General features: G+C 70.9%; 14 protein-coding genes. 5 read left to right on the top strand and 9 right to left on the bottom strand.

Features of this window, described 5'->3' with window-relative positions; all coding sequences use genetic code 11:
* Positions 1 to 23 precede the first annotated feature (23 nt).
* On the bottom strand, positions 24 to 701 hold the full coding sequence (locus BWR60_RS06325) for a GntR family transcriptional regulator (RefSeq protein ID WP_088150166.1): 678 nt from the start codon (positions 699 to 701) through the stop codon (positions 24 to 26).
* 163 nt (positions 702 to 864) lie between these two features.
* Between BWR60_RS06325 and BWR60_RS06320 the strand changes: the two genes are divergently transcribed.
* From BWR60_RS06320 to BWR60_RS06305, 4 genes are all read left to right on the top strand, one after another.
* Positions 865 to 1,908, top strand: a complete 1,044-nt coding sequence (locus BWR60_RS06320) for a 4-hydroxythreonine-4-phosphate dehydrogenase PdxA (RefSeq protein WP_230982966.1) — start codon at positions 865 to 867, stop codon at positions 1,906 to 1,908.
* A gap of 42 nt (positions 1,909 to 1,950) precedes the next feature.
* Positions 1,951 to 2,934, top strand: a complete 984-nt coding sequence (locus BWR60_RS06315; RefSeq protein WP_088150165.1) for a tripartite tricarboxylate transporter substrate binding protein — start codon at positions 1,951 to 1,953, stop codon at positions 2,932 to 2,934.
* A 271-nt stretch (positions 2,935 to 3,205) separates the two neighbouring features.
* Positions 3,206 to 3,709, top strand: coding sequence for a tripartite tricarboxylate transporter TctB family protein (locus BWR60_RS06310; protein WP_088150164.1), 504 nt, complete (start codon positions 3,206 to 3,208; stop codon positions 3,707 to 3,709).
* Between the two features lie 17 nt (positions 3,710 to 3,726).
* The gene (locus BWR60_RS06305) at positions 3,727 to 5,244 is read left to right on the top strand and encodes a tripartite tricarboxylate transporter permease (protein WP_088150163.1); all 1,518 of its coding nucleotides are present in this window, start codon (positions 3,727 to 3,729) and stop codon (positions 5,242 to 5,244) included.
* A gap of 19 nt (positions 5,245 to 5,263) precedes the next feature.
* Here the strand turns inward: BWR60_RS06305 and BWR60_RS06300 are convergent, their stop codons facing one another.
* Entirely contained in the window at positions 5,264 to 6,115 is an 852-nt protein-coding gene (locus BWR60_RS06300) for a hypothetical protein (protein WP_144445532.1), read from the bottom strand.
* A gap of 320 nt (positions 6,116 to 6,435) precedes the next feature.
* Positions 6,436 to 7,419 (bottom strand): AraC family transcriptional regulator, encoded by a 984-nt coding sequence (locus BWR60_RS06295; RefSeq protein WP_218823371.1) that lies wholly within the window; start codon positions 7,417 to 7,419, stop codon positions 6,436 to 6,438.
* Between the two features lie 126 nt (positions 7,420 to 7,545).
* Here BWR60_RS06295 and BWR60_RS06290 point away from each other — a divergent pair, with 126 nt between their 5' ends.
* Positions 7,546 to 8,751, top strand: a complete 1,206-nt coding sequence (locus tag BWR60_RS06290; RefSeq protein ID WP_088150160.1) for an MFS transporter — start codon at positions 7,546 to 7,548, stop codon at positions 8,749 to 8,751.
* 15 nt (positions 8,752 to 8,766) lie between these two features.
* Here the strand turns inward: BWR60_RS06290 and BWR60_RS06285 are convergent, their stop codons facing one another.
* The 6 genes from BWR60_RS06285 to BWR60_RS06260 form a co-directional block, all read right to left on the bottom strand.
* Positions 8,767 to 9,615, bottom strand: coding sequence for an N-acetylmannosamine kinase (locus BWR60_RS06285; protein ID WP_088150159.1), 849 nt, complete (start codon positions 9,613 to 9,615; stop codon positions 8,767 to 8,769).
* A 321-nt stretch (positions 9,616 to 9,936) separates the two neighbouring features.
* Positions 9,937 to 10,782, bottom strand: a complete 846-nt coding sequence (locus BWR60_RS06280; RefSeq protein ID WP_088150158.1) for a MurR/RpiR family transcriptional regulator — start codon at positions 10,780 to 10,782, stop codon at positions 9,937 to 9,939.
* A gap of 9 nt (positions 10,783 to 10,791) precedes the next feature.
* The gene (locus BWR60_RS06275; protein WP_088150157.1) at positions 10,792 to 11,613 is read right to left on the bottom strand and encodes a carbohydrate ABC transporter permease; all 822 of its coding nucleotides are present in this window, start codon (positions 11,611 to 11,613) and stop codon (positions 10,792 to 10,794) included.
* On the bottom strand, positions 11,610 to 12,503 hold the full coding sequence (locus tag BWR60_RS06270) for a carbohydrate ABC transporter permease (RefSeq protein ID WP_088150156.1): 894 nt from the start codon (positions 12,501 to 12,503) through the stop codon (positions 11,610 to 11,612). The genes BWR60_RS06275 and BWR60_RS06270 overlap by 4 nt, the downstream gene beginning before the upstream one ends.
* Positions 12,503 to 13,828 carry an ABC transporter substrate-binding protein gene (locus BWR60_RS06265; RefSeq protein ID WP_088150155.1) on the bottom strand — a complete coding sequence of 442 codons (1,326 nt, stop codon included), beginning with the start codon at positions 13,826 to 13,828 and terminating at the stop codon, positions 12,503 to 12,505. The genes BWR60_RS06270 and BWR60_RS06265 overlap by 1 nt, the downstream gene beginning before the upstream one ends.
* A gap of 39 nt (positions 13,829 to 13,867) precedes the next feature.
* Positions 13,868 to 14,554 (bottom strand): N-acetylmannosamine-6-phosphate 2-epimerase, encoded by a 687-nt coding sequence (locus BWR60_RS06260; RefSeq protein WP_088150154.1) that lies wholly within the window; start codon positions 14,552 to 14,554, stop codon positions 13,868 to 13,870.
* Positions 14,555 to 14,719 lie beyond the last annotated feature (165 nt).

Below are 14,719 nucleotides of genomic sequence, written 5' to 3'. Positions count from 1 at the left end.
CGGAATCCAGGCCGGTACGGCGCTCAGATCGCGTCCCGCACCCGGTTCCAGCTCTCCCTCATATGGGCGCTGAGGATCGCGGCCAGCCGCTCCGGGTCGCGGGCCTCGAGGGACGCGATCATCTCCTCGTGATCGGCCACGGCCGCGGCCCATTTCTCCTCGCTGCCATTGCCGATGAAGCGGATCCGCTTCAGCCGCGACTGCAGGATGCCGTGCACCGTCGCCAGCGCTCCGTTGCCGGACAGGCGCAGGATGGCGGAGTGGATGGCCTGGTTCAGCTTGAAGTATTCCAGCCGCTCGCGCCGGCCGTAATGCCGCAGCATCCGGTCGTGCAGGTCGCGGACCTCGCGGATGCCGGCGTCGGTGGCCTGGGCGCAGGCCAGCCGGCCGGCCTCGGCCTCCAGCAGGCCCAGCACCGACAGCATGTCCTGCACCTCCTGGGCGGAGAAGCGCTTCACCACCGCGCCGCGGCCGGGGACCAGGTCCAGGAGCCCCTCGCTGGCGAGGTATTTCAGCGCCTCGCGCAGCGGCGTGCGCGACACGCCGAGCTGCGCCCCCAGCTGCCCCTCATGGATGCGCGCGCCCGGCGGCAGCACGCCCTCGATGATCATGTCGCGGATGCGGCCGACGATCTGGTCGTGCAGCGACGGGCGGGCGATCGGGCCGCTGTCGGCCGACGCATCCTGCAGGTCCAGCTCCATCCCGTCCTCGCGCTCCGCCGGCGGATCGGCCGGCCCGGCCAGGATGGCGAATAAGCCCCGCGGAGGTCAATCTCAGCATTCTGCATGCAGAGTGCAGCATGCTTGATGTGTGCATGCATGGCTGATACCGTGCCTTCACAAGCAAGAAGATTTGGGGAGCACCGTGGCAGCCCAGCCCGACATCCGGCCGACCGAGGCCTCGGCTTCAGCCCGTCCCGTCATCGCCCTGGCGATGGGCGATCCCGCCGGGATCAGCCCGGAGCTGACCGCCCGCCTGCTGGCGCTGGACGAGCTCCGCGCCGCCGCCCGATTCGTGGTGTTCGGCGACCGCCGCATCCTCGACGCCGGCGCGCGGACGGCTGCGGTGACGCTGGACCTGGAGGCGGGCACCGGGGAGACAGTGCCGGGCGACCGGCCGGTGCTGGTCGATCTCGGTCATCTCGACCCGGCCGAGGTGACCCCGCGTGAGGCGACGCTGGCCGGCGGAAGGTTCGCGTCCGAGAACTTCCGCCGGGCGCTGCGGCTGGCCGCCGCCGGCGGGGCCGACGCGGTGTGCTTCACCCCGTTCAACAAGCAGGCGATGCGCTACGCGTATCCTGGTTACGACGACGAGATCCGCTTCGTCGCCGACGTCATCGGCTGGTCCGGCGCCGCCCGCGAGTTCAACATCCTCGACACGATCTGGAACGCGCGGGTCACCTCGCACATCCCGCTCTCGGCCGTGGCCGCGGCGATCACCGCCGACGGCATCCGGGCCGAGCTGGCGCTGACCGCCGGCTGCCTGCGGGCATCGGGGATCGACCGGCCGCGCATCGCGGTGGCGGGGCTGAACCCGCATGCCGGCGACGGCGGCAATTTCGGCCGCGAGGAGATCGAGGTGATCGGCCCGGCGGTGCACGCCGCGGCGGCGGAGGGGCTGGACGTCGTCGGCCCCTACCCGGCCGACACCGTGTTCCTGCGGGCGCCGAAGGAAGGCTGCCATGCGGTGCTGACGATGTATCACGACCAGGGGCAGATCGCGATGAAGCTGATGGGCTTCGACCGCGGCGTCACCATGCTGGGCGGCTTCCCCTTCCCGATCTGCACCCCGGCCCACGGCACCGCCTACGACATCGCCGGGAAAGGCATCGCCGATATCGGCGCCAGCCGCGCCGCGGTGCTGCTGGCCGCCCGCATGGCGGCGCGGAGGCGCGCACCGGCGGACTGACCCGGGCGCCCATCAACCACAAGCAAAGGGAGGAGAACGAAGATGCTCAAGACAGTGACCCTGGCGCTGACAGCACTTCTGCCGGCCGCCGGCGCCCAGGCCTGGGAACCCCAGAAGCCGATCGAGTTCGTCGTCACCTCCGGCCCCGGCGGCGGCACCGACAGCTTCGCCCGCGCGGTGCAGGCGATCATCGTCAAGCACAAGCTGGTGGACCGGCCGATCATCGTCACCAACAAGGGCGGCGGCAGCGGCGCCGAGGGCTTCGTCTACGGCAAGGGCGCGGCCGGCGACCCGCACAAGCTGGTGTTCGGCACCAACAACGAATACCTGCTGCCCTTCGTCGCCAACCTGCCCTACGCGCCGGAGGACCTGACGCCGGTGGCGGCGATGGCGATGGACGAGTTCGTGCTATGGGTGAACGGCGAGTCGCCCTACAAGACGGCGGCCGAGCTGCTGGCCGCGGCCAAGGAGAAGCCGGGCGCGCTGAAGTTCGGCGGCAGCCAGTCCAAGGATGTCGACCAGACCCTGGTGACCATGGTCGGCGAGGCCACCGGCGCCCGCTTCACCTACATCCCGTTCAAGAGCGGCAACGAGGCCGCGGTGCAACTGGCCGGCGGCCATATCGACGGCAACACCAACAACCCGAACGAGAATCGCGGCCAGTGGCAGGCCGGGATGGTGCGGCCGCTCTGCGTCTTCGCCACCGCCCGCCTGCCGGCCGGGCCGAAGGTGTCCGGCGATCTCGGCTGGGCCGACATCCCGCTGTGCCGCGACGAGGGCATCGCCATCGACAGCTACCAGATGCCGCGCGCCGTCTGGCTGCCCGGCGGCGTGCCGGCCGAGGCGACCGCCTTCTACACCGAGCTGCTGCGCAAGGTCAGCGAGACGCCGGAATGGCAGGACTACCTGACCAAGAGCTCGCAGAGCGGCCGGTTCCTGACCGGCGAGGAGTGGCAGGCCTATATCCGCGCCGAGCAGGACCGGGTGCGCGCGGTCTACCAGAAGCAGGGCTGGCTCGCCGGCTGACGGAGGAGGCCGCGCCCCCGGAGTGCGGTGATGGACAAGCCCGAGAGCCTACGAGATCCGCGCATCGCCCTATTTTTGAGTCCCCCCTCCCCTTGCGGGAGGGGGATAGGGGGAGGGGGTTCTCTCGGCTCGATCCGGCCCGGGCAGTCACGAAGCGATCTGGACGGCTCGTCTGGTCCTCCTGCCCCTTTGCGCGGACGCGCGCAGACCCCTCCCCCTACCCCCTCCCGCAAGGGGAGGGGGGACTAAATAAAAGAGGGCCTGACAGGTCATGCCTGAACATCACGGACCCGAGACCGGCGAGATCTCCCGCTTCGCCATGGAATGCGCGGCGGCCACGGCCACCGGCGCGGTCGGGGCCGCGGTCGCGGTCGGCGGGCTGCAGGGCGGCATCGGCTGGAACGAGGCGGGGCCCGAGCCCGGGACCTTCCCCTTCGCCGTCGGCCTGATCATCGCCGCCGGCAGCCTCGGCACGCTGGTGCAGGCGGTCCGGGCCCGCGACCGCCGGGTGTTCCTCGACGCTGTGCGGCTGCGCCGGGTCGCCGCCTTCTTCGGGCCGATGGCCGCCTTCGTCGCCCTTTCGCTGCCGCTCGGCCTCTACGTCGCCTCGGCCCTCTACCTCGCCGGGGTGATGGCGCTGCAGGGCGGCTACCGGCTGCGCAGCGCCGTGCCGGTCGGGCTCGGCGTCGCCGCGCTGCTGTGGCTGGTGTTCGAGACCTGGTTCCAGGTGCCGCTGCTGAAGGGCCCGGTCGAGGCCTGGCTCGGCCTCGCCTGACATCCGGAGAGACCCTCGTGGACAATCTCGCCCATCTCGTCGACGGCTTCGGCACGGTGCTGAGCGGCTATCATCTGATGCTGATGGTGCTGGGCGTGATGCTCGGCATCCTCGTCGGGGTGCTGCCCGGCCTCGGCGCGCCGAACGGCGTGTCGCTGCTGCTGCCGCTGACCTTCGCCATGGACCCGGTCTCGGCCATCATCCTGCTGAGCTGCATGTACTGGGGCGCGCTGTTCGGCGGCTCCACCACCTCGATCCTGTTCAACATCCCGGGCGAGCCGTCCTCGGTCGCCACCACCTTCGACGGCTATCCGATGGCCCGGGCGGGCCAAGCGGCGCGGGCGCTGACGCTCGCCTTCCTGTCGGCCGGCTTCGGCGCCCTGGCCGGGGTGGTGGTGATCACGCTCCTGTCCGGCTGGGTGGCGCAGTTCGCGCTGCGCTTCAGCTCGCCCGAATTCTTCGCCGTCTACTTCCTGGCCTTCGCCTCCTTCGTCGGCATGGGCAGCGGGTCGCCGCTGAAGACCGTGGTGTCGATGATGCTGGGCTTCGCCTTCGCCACGGTCGGGATGGACACCGTCTCCGGCAACCTCCGCCTGACCTTCGGCCTCGCCGACCTGATCAAGGGCATCAGCTTCCTGGTCGCGGTGATCGGCCTGTTCGGCATCGGCGAGCTGATCCTGACCATGGAGGAAGGGCTGCGCTTCGACGGCATCCGCGCCAAGGTGGGCTTGCGCGATGTCGGCCGCGCCATGCGCGAGCTGCCGCGGCAGTGGCTGGCCCTGCTGCGCAGCGTGCTGGTCGGCTGCTGGATGGGCATCACCCCGGGCGGGCCGACCGCCGCCAGCTTCATGAGCTACGGCCTGGCCCGGCGCTTCGCCCGCCGCAAGGAGGGCTTCGGCAAGGGCGACCCGGCCGGCATCGTCTCGCCCGAGGCCGCGGACCATTCCGCCGGCACCTGCGCCATCCTGCCGATGCTGGCGCTGGGCGTGCCCGGATCGGCCACCGCCGCGGTGATGATGGGCGGGCTGATGATCTGGGGCCTGACGCCCGGCCCGATGCTGTTCATCGACCAGCCAGACTTCGTCTGGGGCCTGATCGCCAGCATGTATCTGGGCAATGTCGTCGCCGTCGCCCTGGTGCTGGCGACCGTGCCGCTGTTCAGCGCCATCCTGCGCATCCCCTTCGCCGTGATCGGGCCGGTGATCGTGGTGGTGTGCTTCGCCGGCGCCTACACCGTCGCCAACTCGCCCTTCGACATGGGGCTGGTGCTGGCCTTCGGCATCGTCGGCTACGTGTTCAAGCGGCTGGACTACCCGATCGCCCCCCTCGTGCTGGCCATGGTGCTGGGCGACAAGGCGGAGGACGCGTTCCGCCAGTCGATGATCATGTCCGGCGGCGACCTGTCGGTGTTCTGGTCGAACGCGCTGGTCGGCAGCATCACCACGCTGGGCCTGATCATGCTGGCCTGGCCGCTGATCGGCCGGGCGCTGGGCGCGGCGCGGCCGGGCCGGCTGTTCCGCATGCGGGCGAACTGAGGACCGCCGCGGCGGCCGACTACACGCGCAGCTCGGTGTCCAGAGTGGCGACGACCTCCTCGCCCCACATCACCCGCGCGGAGAAGACGTAATGCGACAGGGTGCGTGAGGCCGAAACGCAGTCGGCGTGGAACGACAGCGGCACGGCGGCGGGAACGAGCTTGAGCGCCGCGATGTCGGTCCGGACCACGGAATACTCGGATTCCTGGCCCAGGATGTGGTGCAGGAGACGGCTCACCACCTGGGCGATGGTTTCGGCGATGATCGCGACCGGCCAGGCCGGATAGCCGGGAAAATGGCCGGCGCACCGGGCCGGCGCCAGGGGCTGGCTGCGCGCCGCGAGCGACAGCGCCTGCGGCGCGTCGAATTCCAGCGGGATCGGCTCCCGGTAAGGAGACCCGTCCGCGGCAGCGGCCTCCTCGGCCCGGTAATCCTGGAACAGCCGCGTGAACACCCGTTCCGGCAAGGCCTGGTAGTCGCAGTGCAGATGGGCGAACGGCTTGCCGTCCGACACGATCGCCTGCGCTCTCAGGGAACGCCGGTCGTGGCTCACCGTCTCGGCGGTCGCCTCGAAGATCCGCCCGGTCTCCCTCGGCTGGGCGCCATCGAGGGTGCTGAAGCGCGCCCTGGTCGCGAGGTAGTAGATGCGTTCCGTCGCCCGCCCGGCCACGGCGGCGCAGGAGCCGAGGATGGCGAGATGCCGCCCGATCTCGGCCGAGGCGACCGGCCCGCGCTCGTAGCCGGCCGTCTGCTCCGAAGCGAAGACGCCGCGGACGGCCCCGTCCGCAAGGCCTTCCAGCTCGCCGAAGGCGAAATACGGTGCCTGTACGGCAATGCGATCACAGATCGTCGAGATGTCCAACCGCGGCATCAAATCGCCTCCATGGTGAAACCATCACACAGCCTCCGCCGGCAGACACCACAGCGACTGGCAATCATTGGCGCAGGCATCAGTAAATTTTAGATACATTTTTTCTTCGATTATTAATCACACCATAATTCATGCCTCTCCAGCGCATCAATATTATGATGTATAGAAAAATAAGAACAAAATCCTCATTTCTTCTAGGATTGGCGGCTCGCTTGCCGGACGGCTGATGCGCACGATCGAGCCGGTGGCCGGCGCCGGGATCCGGATGCCGGCGGCACGGCGATGACGCGGCAGGTCACCGACGCGGCGGTCGACGCGATCTACAGCTCGAATGTCTGGCCGGTGGCGGGGACGGTGCGGACCGCCCCGGGCGGCCGGCCGATCACCCGCTTGAAGGCGCGGCTGAACGCCGCCTGCGAGCCGTAGCCCAGGCGGTGGGCCGCGGCCTCGATCGGCATCCGGTCGCGGCCGATCCACTGCGCGGCCAGGCGCATGCGCAGGTCGGCGACATAGCGCAGCGGCGTCAGGCCGGTGACGGCCAGGAAGCGCTCGGCGAAGACCGAGCGGGAGGCGCCCATCTCCGCCGCCAGCTCGGCCACCGTCCAGTCCCGGCCGGGGTCGCGGTGCATGGCGGCGATGACCCGGCCCAGCCGCGGGTCGCGCAGCGCCTCGATCCAGCCCTTGGCCTCGCCGCAGCCGCATTCGACCCAGCCGCGGACGATGGAGGCGGAGACGACATCGGCCAGCCGCGACAGGATCGCGGCGAAGCCGGCGCGCTCGTCGCAGGCCTCGCGCGCCATCGCCTCCAGCATCGGCAGGATCTCGGGGTAGCGGTTCAGCAGCGTGCCGACCAGCATCACCTCCGGCATCAGCGCCACCAGCGGGTGCATGCCGCCGAGGTCGAACTCCATGCAGCCGCTGAAGATCAGCATGCCGGAGCCCGGCTCGCAGCCCTCCGGGCAGGCGCGGATGATGCGGACGCTCTGGCACAGCGTCTCGCCCTCGAAGCTGGCAATGTCGCGGCTGGCCTGGTCGGGCGCGGACAGCACCTCGTGCGGCCCGCCGCGCGGCAGCAGCACGGCGTCGCCGGACTGGAGGGTGTGCAGCGTCCCGTCGGCGGTGCGCAGCACCACCGGGCCGCGGGCGACGAAGTGGAACTGGGCCCGGCCCGGGACGGTGCCGAAGCCGATGCCGAAGGGCGGCGCGATGGCGATGCGGCGGTAGTTCACCCCGAACAGCCGCATGCCCAGCAGCAGCTCGCTGACCAAGTCGCCGGCGGGCCGCGGCGGGGGCTGCCGGGGCATCGGGTGTTCGGATCGCGATTCGGACGGACGATCAAACATTCCGGAGTGTCTGACATAGATCGTCCGGGGAGTCCATCCTACCTTATGCTGCACTGCATCAAAACCTCTCTTTGAAGGATGGTCCCCATGATCGAGGGAACACAGCGGACGGGCGCGGCGCCGGCGCGGGAGGGGCCGGCCTGGGGCGCGGTCGTCTCGATGACGCTCGGCGTGTTCGGGCTGGTGACGGCGGAGTTCCTGCCGGCCAGCCTGCTGACGCCGATGGCGGCGGATCTCGGCGTCAGCGAAGGCCTGGCCGGACAGGCGGTGACGGCGACCGCCGTGGTGGCGCTGGTGACCAGCCTGCTGGTCTCGGCCGCGACCCGGCGGATCGACCGGCGATACGTGCTGCTGGCCTTCTCGGTGCTGCTGACGGTGTCGAACCTGCTGGTTGCCTTCGCCCCCGGCCTGCCCGCCCTGCTGCTGGCGCGGGTGCTGCTGGGCGTGGCGCTGGGCGGCTTCTGGACCATGTCGGCGGCGACGGTGATGCGGCTGGTGCCGGAGGCGCTGGTGCCCCGCGCCCTGTCGCTGCTGTTCAGCGGCGTCTCGGCCGCGACCGTGGCGGCCGCGCCGCTGGGCAGCTATTTCGGCGACATCATCGGCTGGCGCGGCGTGTTCGTGATCGCCGCGGTGCTGGGGCTGCTGGCGCTGGCGGTGCAGTTCGCGACCTTGCCGCGGATGGCGGCGAACGGGGCAACCCGGCTGCGCACCCTGGTCGAGGTGCTGGCCCGGCCGCAGGTCGGCTTCGGCATGCTGGCGGTGCTGCTGGTGTTCACCGGCCACTTCGCCTTCTTCACCTATATCCGGCCGTTCCTGGAGACCGTGACCGGCGTCGGCATCACCGGTGTGTCGGGCATCCTGCTGGGCTTCGGCGTCGCCAACTTCCTGGGCACCTTCCTGGGCGGCTTCCTGCTCGAGCGCAGCATGCGGCTGACCATGATGCTGATGCCGCTGACCATGGGCATCCTCGGGCTCGGCCTGGTGGCGGTGGGCGGCGGCGCGCCGGCGGCGAACACGGCGATGGTGGCGCTGTGGGGCGTGGCCTTCGGCGCGGTGCCGGTGGCCTGGTCGACCTGGCTGACCCGCACCGTGCCCGACGAGGCGGAGAGCGCCGGCGGCCTGCTGGTGGCGGCGGTGCAGCTGGCGATCGCGACCGGTGCCGCGGCCGGCGGCGCCATCTTCGACGTCAGCGGCGCGCTGGGCGTGTTCACCGGCGCCGGCTTCGTGCTGCTGCTGGCCGCGGTGATGATCGTGCTCGGCATCCGGCCGCGGACGGCGACGGCGACGGCTTGACGACGGCGGGGCTGGTCAGCCCATCAGGTCGGCCATGCCGATCAGCCCCGCATCGTGACCCAGGGCGGCCGGGCGCAGCGGCAGTCGGAACTGCCGCGGCTCGGCCGCCAGCGCCTGGTCGACCCGGCCGAGGAAGCCGTCGGCCAGGCCGACGCCGCCGCCGATCACGGCGAGGTCGAGGTCCAGCGCCGCCTTCAGGTCGGCCAGCAGCCGGGCGATGGCGGCGGCGGCGCGGTCGATCAGCGCCGATGCCGCCGGGTCCGCCCGGCGGAACAGGGCCGGCGCATCCATCTCTTCGCCGAATGCCTCCGTCGCGGCGGCGGCGAGAGCCCGGCCGGAGGCGACCGCCTCGACGCAGCCGCGCCGGCCGCAGCCGCACAGCGGCCCGCCCGGCACCGCCACGACATGGCCGAGATGGCCGGCCAGGCCGCCGGGCCCGACCCGCAATTCCCCGTCCAGCACCAGCCCGCCGCCGACGCCGGTCGAGACGGTCAGGAACACCATCGAGCCGACACCCCGAGCGGCGCCATGGCGGAACTCGCCCCAGGCGGCCGCCTGGGCGTCGTTCACCGCCCGCACCGGGACGCCGAGCCGGTCCTGCAGCGCCGCGACCAGCGGCGAGTCGGGCGGCACCGGCAGGGTGCCAGGGTTGGTGGCGGAGAGCCTGCCGTCGCGCACCAGCCCGGTGGTGGCGACGCCGACCGGCCCGTCGGCCCAGCCGGCCACCAGGGCGGCGACGGAATCGACCAGGCTCTCGAATTTTCCGTCGCGCGGCGTCGGCGCCTGGCGTCTTTCCAGCACTGAGGCGCCCGCCACCCGGGCCGCGGCGATCTTGGTGCCGCCGAGATCGACGACGGTGGTCATGGGAGAGCTCCACCCAGACACGAAAGGGCAGCCGCAGGCATTGGAACGCGTTGCCTCTCCCGCTTGCGGGAGAGGTCGGACATCCGAAGGATGTCCGGGTGAGGGCCAGCCGGCCCTGCCGAGTTCGCAGCCCCCGGCATGAGGGAACGCACGATCCGCACCATCCTGAAACAGTAATCCAGGCTTTGAAGCCGGAAAGCCCTCACCCGGAGCCGCTGACGCGGCTCCGACCTCTCCCGCAAGCGGGAGAGGCAACGCGTGAGGACCTGAGAGACCTGTGAAGCCGATAGTCCGCGGCAAGAGATGGGAAGGCCCCCCATCTCAATACCCCCGATCGGCCACGCTCTGCGCCGTGCGGCGGATGGCGTCGCGGGCGGCGGGGTCGCGGTCGGCGATGGTCTCGAACAGCATGTCGACGATCACCAGCTGGCTGATCTTCGAGGCCAGCGCCCCGCCGGTCAGCGGCGTCTCCGGCGCCGAAGCCAGCAGCACCATGTCGGCCAGGCCAGTCAGCGGGCTCCTGGAGCGGTTGGTGATCGCCGCCAGGAACGCCCCGGCCTCCTTCGCCAGCGTCGCGGCGCGGACCACATCGAGGGTGGAGCCCGAGCTGGAGACGGCCAGCGCCACATCGCCCTCACCCAGGGCCGCGGTCGCCATCGCCGCCATGTGCGGGTCGTCATGCGCCACCGCCTGCAGCCCGATCCGGGCCAGCTTGTACTGGGCGTAGCGGGCGGTGATGGACGACGCGCCGACACCGAACACCAGCACGCGCCGGGCCGTGCGCAGCCGGTCGGCCACCGCCTCCACCGCCGCCGGGTCCAGGAGATCCTCGGTCTGGCGCAGCGCGTCGACGGCGCGGTCGACGATGCGGAACAGCGCATGCCGCCCCGCCTCCTCCGCCCGCGCCGGCTGGGCCGACGCCAGCTCGGTGGCCAGCGCCAGCTTGAAGCCCTGGAAGCTCGGGAAGCCCTGCTCGCGGCAGAAGCGGATCACCGAGGCCTCGGAGGAGCCGGAGGCCTCGGCCAGCTCGGTCACCGTCTGCGACAGCACCCGCTCCGGCCCGTCCAGCACGTAGTCGCCGATGCGGCCGAGCGCCGGCGACAGGCCGGGATTGGCGGCGCGCAGGCTGGCCAGCACCTTGCGCCCGAGGGTCGGGGTCTCGCTCATCGCTGCATCCTACCCCTTCACCGCCCCAGCCAGCATCGCCCGGCCGAGATAGCGGTAGCTGACCAGGCCGAGCAAGAGCGGCGGCAGCACGCTGAGCATCATCGCCGCCGCGGTGGCGCCCCATTTCACGCCCCAGGAGGTGATGAAGAAGGTGGCGCCGACCGTCACCGGCACGGCGCTGCGGGTGGTCAGGATCAGGCCGAACAGGAACTCGTTCCAGCTGTAGATGAAGCTGAGGATGGCCACCGCCACCAAGACCGGCCGGGCCAGCGGCAGCACGATGTGGCGCAGCACGGCGAAGGTCGAGGCGCCGTCGACCCGGGCCGCCTCCTCGATCTCCTGCGGCAGGTCCTGCAGAAATCCCACCAGCAGGATCAGCGCCAGCGGCAGGTTGATGATGCAGGAGATCAGGGCGAGACCCAGCCGCGTGTCGAGCAGGCCGAGCGCCTGGTACAGCAGGTAGAAGGGGATGGCGAAGATCACCAGCGGCAGGGCCCGCAGGTTGGTGACCACCGGCAGGATCGTCGTCGTGCCCTTCCCCAGCTTCGCCATGGCATAGGCCGCCGGCACGCCGAGGCCGAGCGCCAGGACGGTGCCGCCGAGGGCGATGGCGGTGGAGTTCATCAGGTAGCGCGGGAAGTCCAGCGCCGGGTCGGTCAGCACCTCGGCGTAATGCTCCAGCGTCGGCGCGAACAGCCAGACCGGCGGGTAGGCGTTGATGTCGAGCGTGGTCTTCAGCGAGGTCAGCAGCGTGACGATGACCGGGATGTTGAGGACCAGGACGGCCAGCAGGAACACGGCCCAGCGCAGCCCGGCAACGAGGCGGGTCATTGCCGCGATCCCTTCAGCATTTGCGCCATCAGCAGGCGCAGCACCACCACCGAGGCCAGGAGCAGCAGCATCGAGGCGGCGACGGCCGGCCCGATCCGCTCCTGCTGGAAGAAGGTGCGGTAGATGTAGATCGACAGGCTCTGGGTCAGCGTGCCGGGGCCGCCGCCGGTCAGCACGTAGATGTGATCGAACACCCGGAAGCTGTCGATGAAGCGGATGAAACCGGTGATCGCCAGCGCCGGCACCATCAGCGGCAGGGTGATGCGGCGGAACACGGCCCAGGCCCCGGCGCCGTCGATCCGCGCCGCCTCCACCAGCTCGCCCGGGATCGCCTGGTAGGCGGTCAGCAGCGCCAGGAAGGCGAAGGGCGTCCACTGCAGCACCTCGATCACCGCGACGGTGGTGAAGGCCCAGTCGACGCCCAGCAGGTTGTCGCCGAACCCGACCATCTGCAGGTATTGCGGGATGACGCCGACGAAGTCGTTCAGCATCAGCCGGTACATCACGCCCAAGAGGGCCGGCGACACCATCATCGGCAGCAGCAGGAACGCCATCAGCCAGCGCCGCCTCGCGATCAGCGGGTCGAGCGCCAGCACCAGGGCGAAGCCGAGCAGCAGCTGCGCCGCGGTGACCGCCACGGCGAAACGGGCGGAGAAGCCGACCGCGGCCCAGAAGGCCGGGTCGGCCAGCACCGCCCGGTAGTTGTCGAGCCCGACCCAGCGCGGCGACCACAGCCCGGTGAAGCGCACCTCGCTGAGGCTGTAGACCAGGTTGGCGACGGCCGGGAAGCCGAGCAGCGCCGCCAGGAACAGGAGCAGCGGCCCGAGCAGCCACAGCCCGTCCCAGCGCCCCTCATAGGGCCGGCGCCCGGCCCCCGCTGCCGACGCCATCAGCCCTTGATCCGCTCGGCCATGCCCTCGGCCGCCTGCTTCAGCGCGGTGTCGAGGTCGATCTGCCCGGCCCAGAAGGCGGAGAACTTCTCCGCCAGCACCTCGTAGACCGGCACGGCATAGGCGGCGGTGCCGCCGGTGACGACGAAGCCGTAGCGGTCGACGAAATCGCCGACCAGCGGGAATTCCGGCCGGGTCGACGCCATCGCCTTCAGGATCTCCGGCACCGGCGGGGTGCCGCCGGCCTGGGCGTAGACGGTCATGGCGTCCTTCGTCGCCAGCCAGGCCAGCACCTTGCCGGCATCGCCCTTGTTCTTCGACGCCTTGTTCAGGCCGATGCCGAGGGAATGGACATGGCTCTTGTGCCCGGCGCTGCCGGCCGGCAGCGGGGCCAGCCCGATCTTGCCAGCGACCGTCGGCGACTTGGCCGGGTCGTTCAGCTCGGTATAGGCCGCATTCCATTGCAGCATGGTGGCCGCCTGGCCGGCCTGGAAGGCGGCGTTGGCCTCGGGATACTCGTAGCTGATCGACCCGGGCGGCGTCGCCTTGGCGTCGATCAGGCTCTTGTAGACCTGCAGCCCGGTACGGGCGGCCGGGCCGTCGATCGCCGGCTTGCCGTCGGCCAGCCAGTCGCCGCCGTTGGACACCAGCGTCGCCTGCCACAGCATCACGTTGAAGATCAGGTTCTTCATCTGCAGCACGGTGCCGAAGCGGGTCGGGCTGTCCGGGTTGTCGGCGGCGCTGAAGAACAGGGCCGCGGCGATCCAGTCGTCCCAGCTCCAGTCGTCCGGCGCCTTGGGCTGCATCTCGCGGCCGAGCTTCTCCTTGGCGATCGCGGCATAGCGCTTCTGCCAGTCGGCGTCGGACAGCAGCCGGTCGACCAGATCCTTCCGGTAATAGAGGAAATGCACCGAGATGTCGGTCGGCACGCCGTACAGCTTGCCGTCCAGAGTGACGGATTGCAGCGCCACCGGGGCGAAGCCGGCCTTGGCCTCGGCCGGGACCTGGGCGTCGATCGGGTCGAGATAGGGCGCGTAGCGGCCGAGCGTGTAGGTGGTGACCAGCGCCAGGTCGAACTCGCTCGACCCCGCCGCCAGGTCCGCCTGCTCCTTCTCGAAATAGCCCTGGCGGCTGAACAGCAGCTGCTTGACGGTGACGCCGTCGGCCTTGCCCGGCCCGGCATTGTAGGCGTCGAGCACCTTCTGCATCGCCTCGCTCTCCGGCCCCGGCCAGAACAGCAGCGTGACCTCGCCCGCCAGGGCGGCGGAGGACAGGAACGGCAGGGCCAGCCCCGCCAGCAGGGTCTTGCGCAGAATGGTCGTCATCGTCGTTGCCCCCTGTTTGTTTTGATTGGAATGCGGCCCTCAGCCGGCGCCGAGGGCGTCGAGGAACCAGCGCGTCACATGCTCCGGCCGGGTGATGGCCGACCCGGCGACGACGGCGAAAGCCCCGGCGGCCAGGGCGGAGGCGGCATGCTCCGGCGTCCGCACATTGCCCTCGGCGATCACGGTGAAGCCGTCCGCCGCCAGGTCGGCGACCAGGGCCAGGTCCGGCTCGGTCGGCGCCGGCCCGGCGACGTAGCCGGCCAGGGTCGAGGCGACGATGTCGGCGCCGGCCGCCGCGGCGGCCCGGCCCTCGGCCCGGGTCGAGACATCGGCCATGGCGATGCGGCCGTGGCGATGGATGCGGGCCACCATCTCCGCCACCGGCAGGGGGCGGGCGCGGTCGGTGGCATCGAAGGCGATGATCGGGGCGCCGGCCTCGGCCAGCGCGTCGATGTCGGCAAGATGCGGCGTGATCCGCACCGGCGTGTCCGGCAGGTCGGCCTTGACGATGCCGATCACCGGCACGGCGACGGCGCGGCACACCGCGGCGACGCGCGCCACCCCCTCGATCCGCAGGCCGGCGGCGCCGGCGCCGGTGACGGCCTCGGCCAGCGCCACGACGATCTCGTCGCGATCGAGCGGCCCGCCCACCACCGGCTGGCAGGAGACGATCAGCCGGCCGCGCAGGCGGCCGAGCAGGGCGGAGGCGGAAGCGGCGTCGGTCATGACGCCATGCTGTGCGAGTTGGTAATTTTCATCAACAGATAATTTTGGATGAAAATTTCCTTCAACCAAGATGTCAACCCGCCCTCCCAGCCGTCATGCTGACGAAGGAGGTCGTCTGAAATTTGCTGGGTCAGCCCGATTGACTCCCGACGCCGTCATCGGCTA

The sequence above is a fragment of the Inquilinus limosus genome (assembly GCF_002195995.1).
GTDB lineage: Bacteria > Pseudomonadota > Alphaproteobacteria > DSM-16000 > Inquilinaceae > Inquilinus > Inquilinus limosus_C.
Note: the sequence above shows the minus strand (reverse complement) of the source record. Positions and strands in the feature narration are given on the sequence as shown.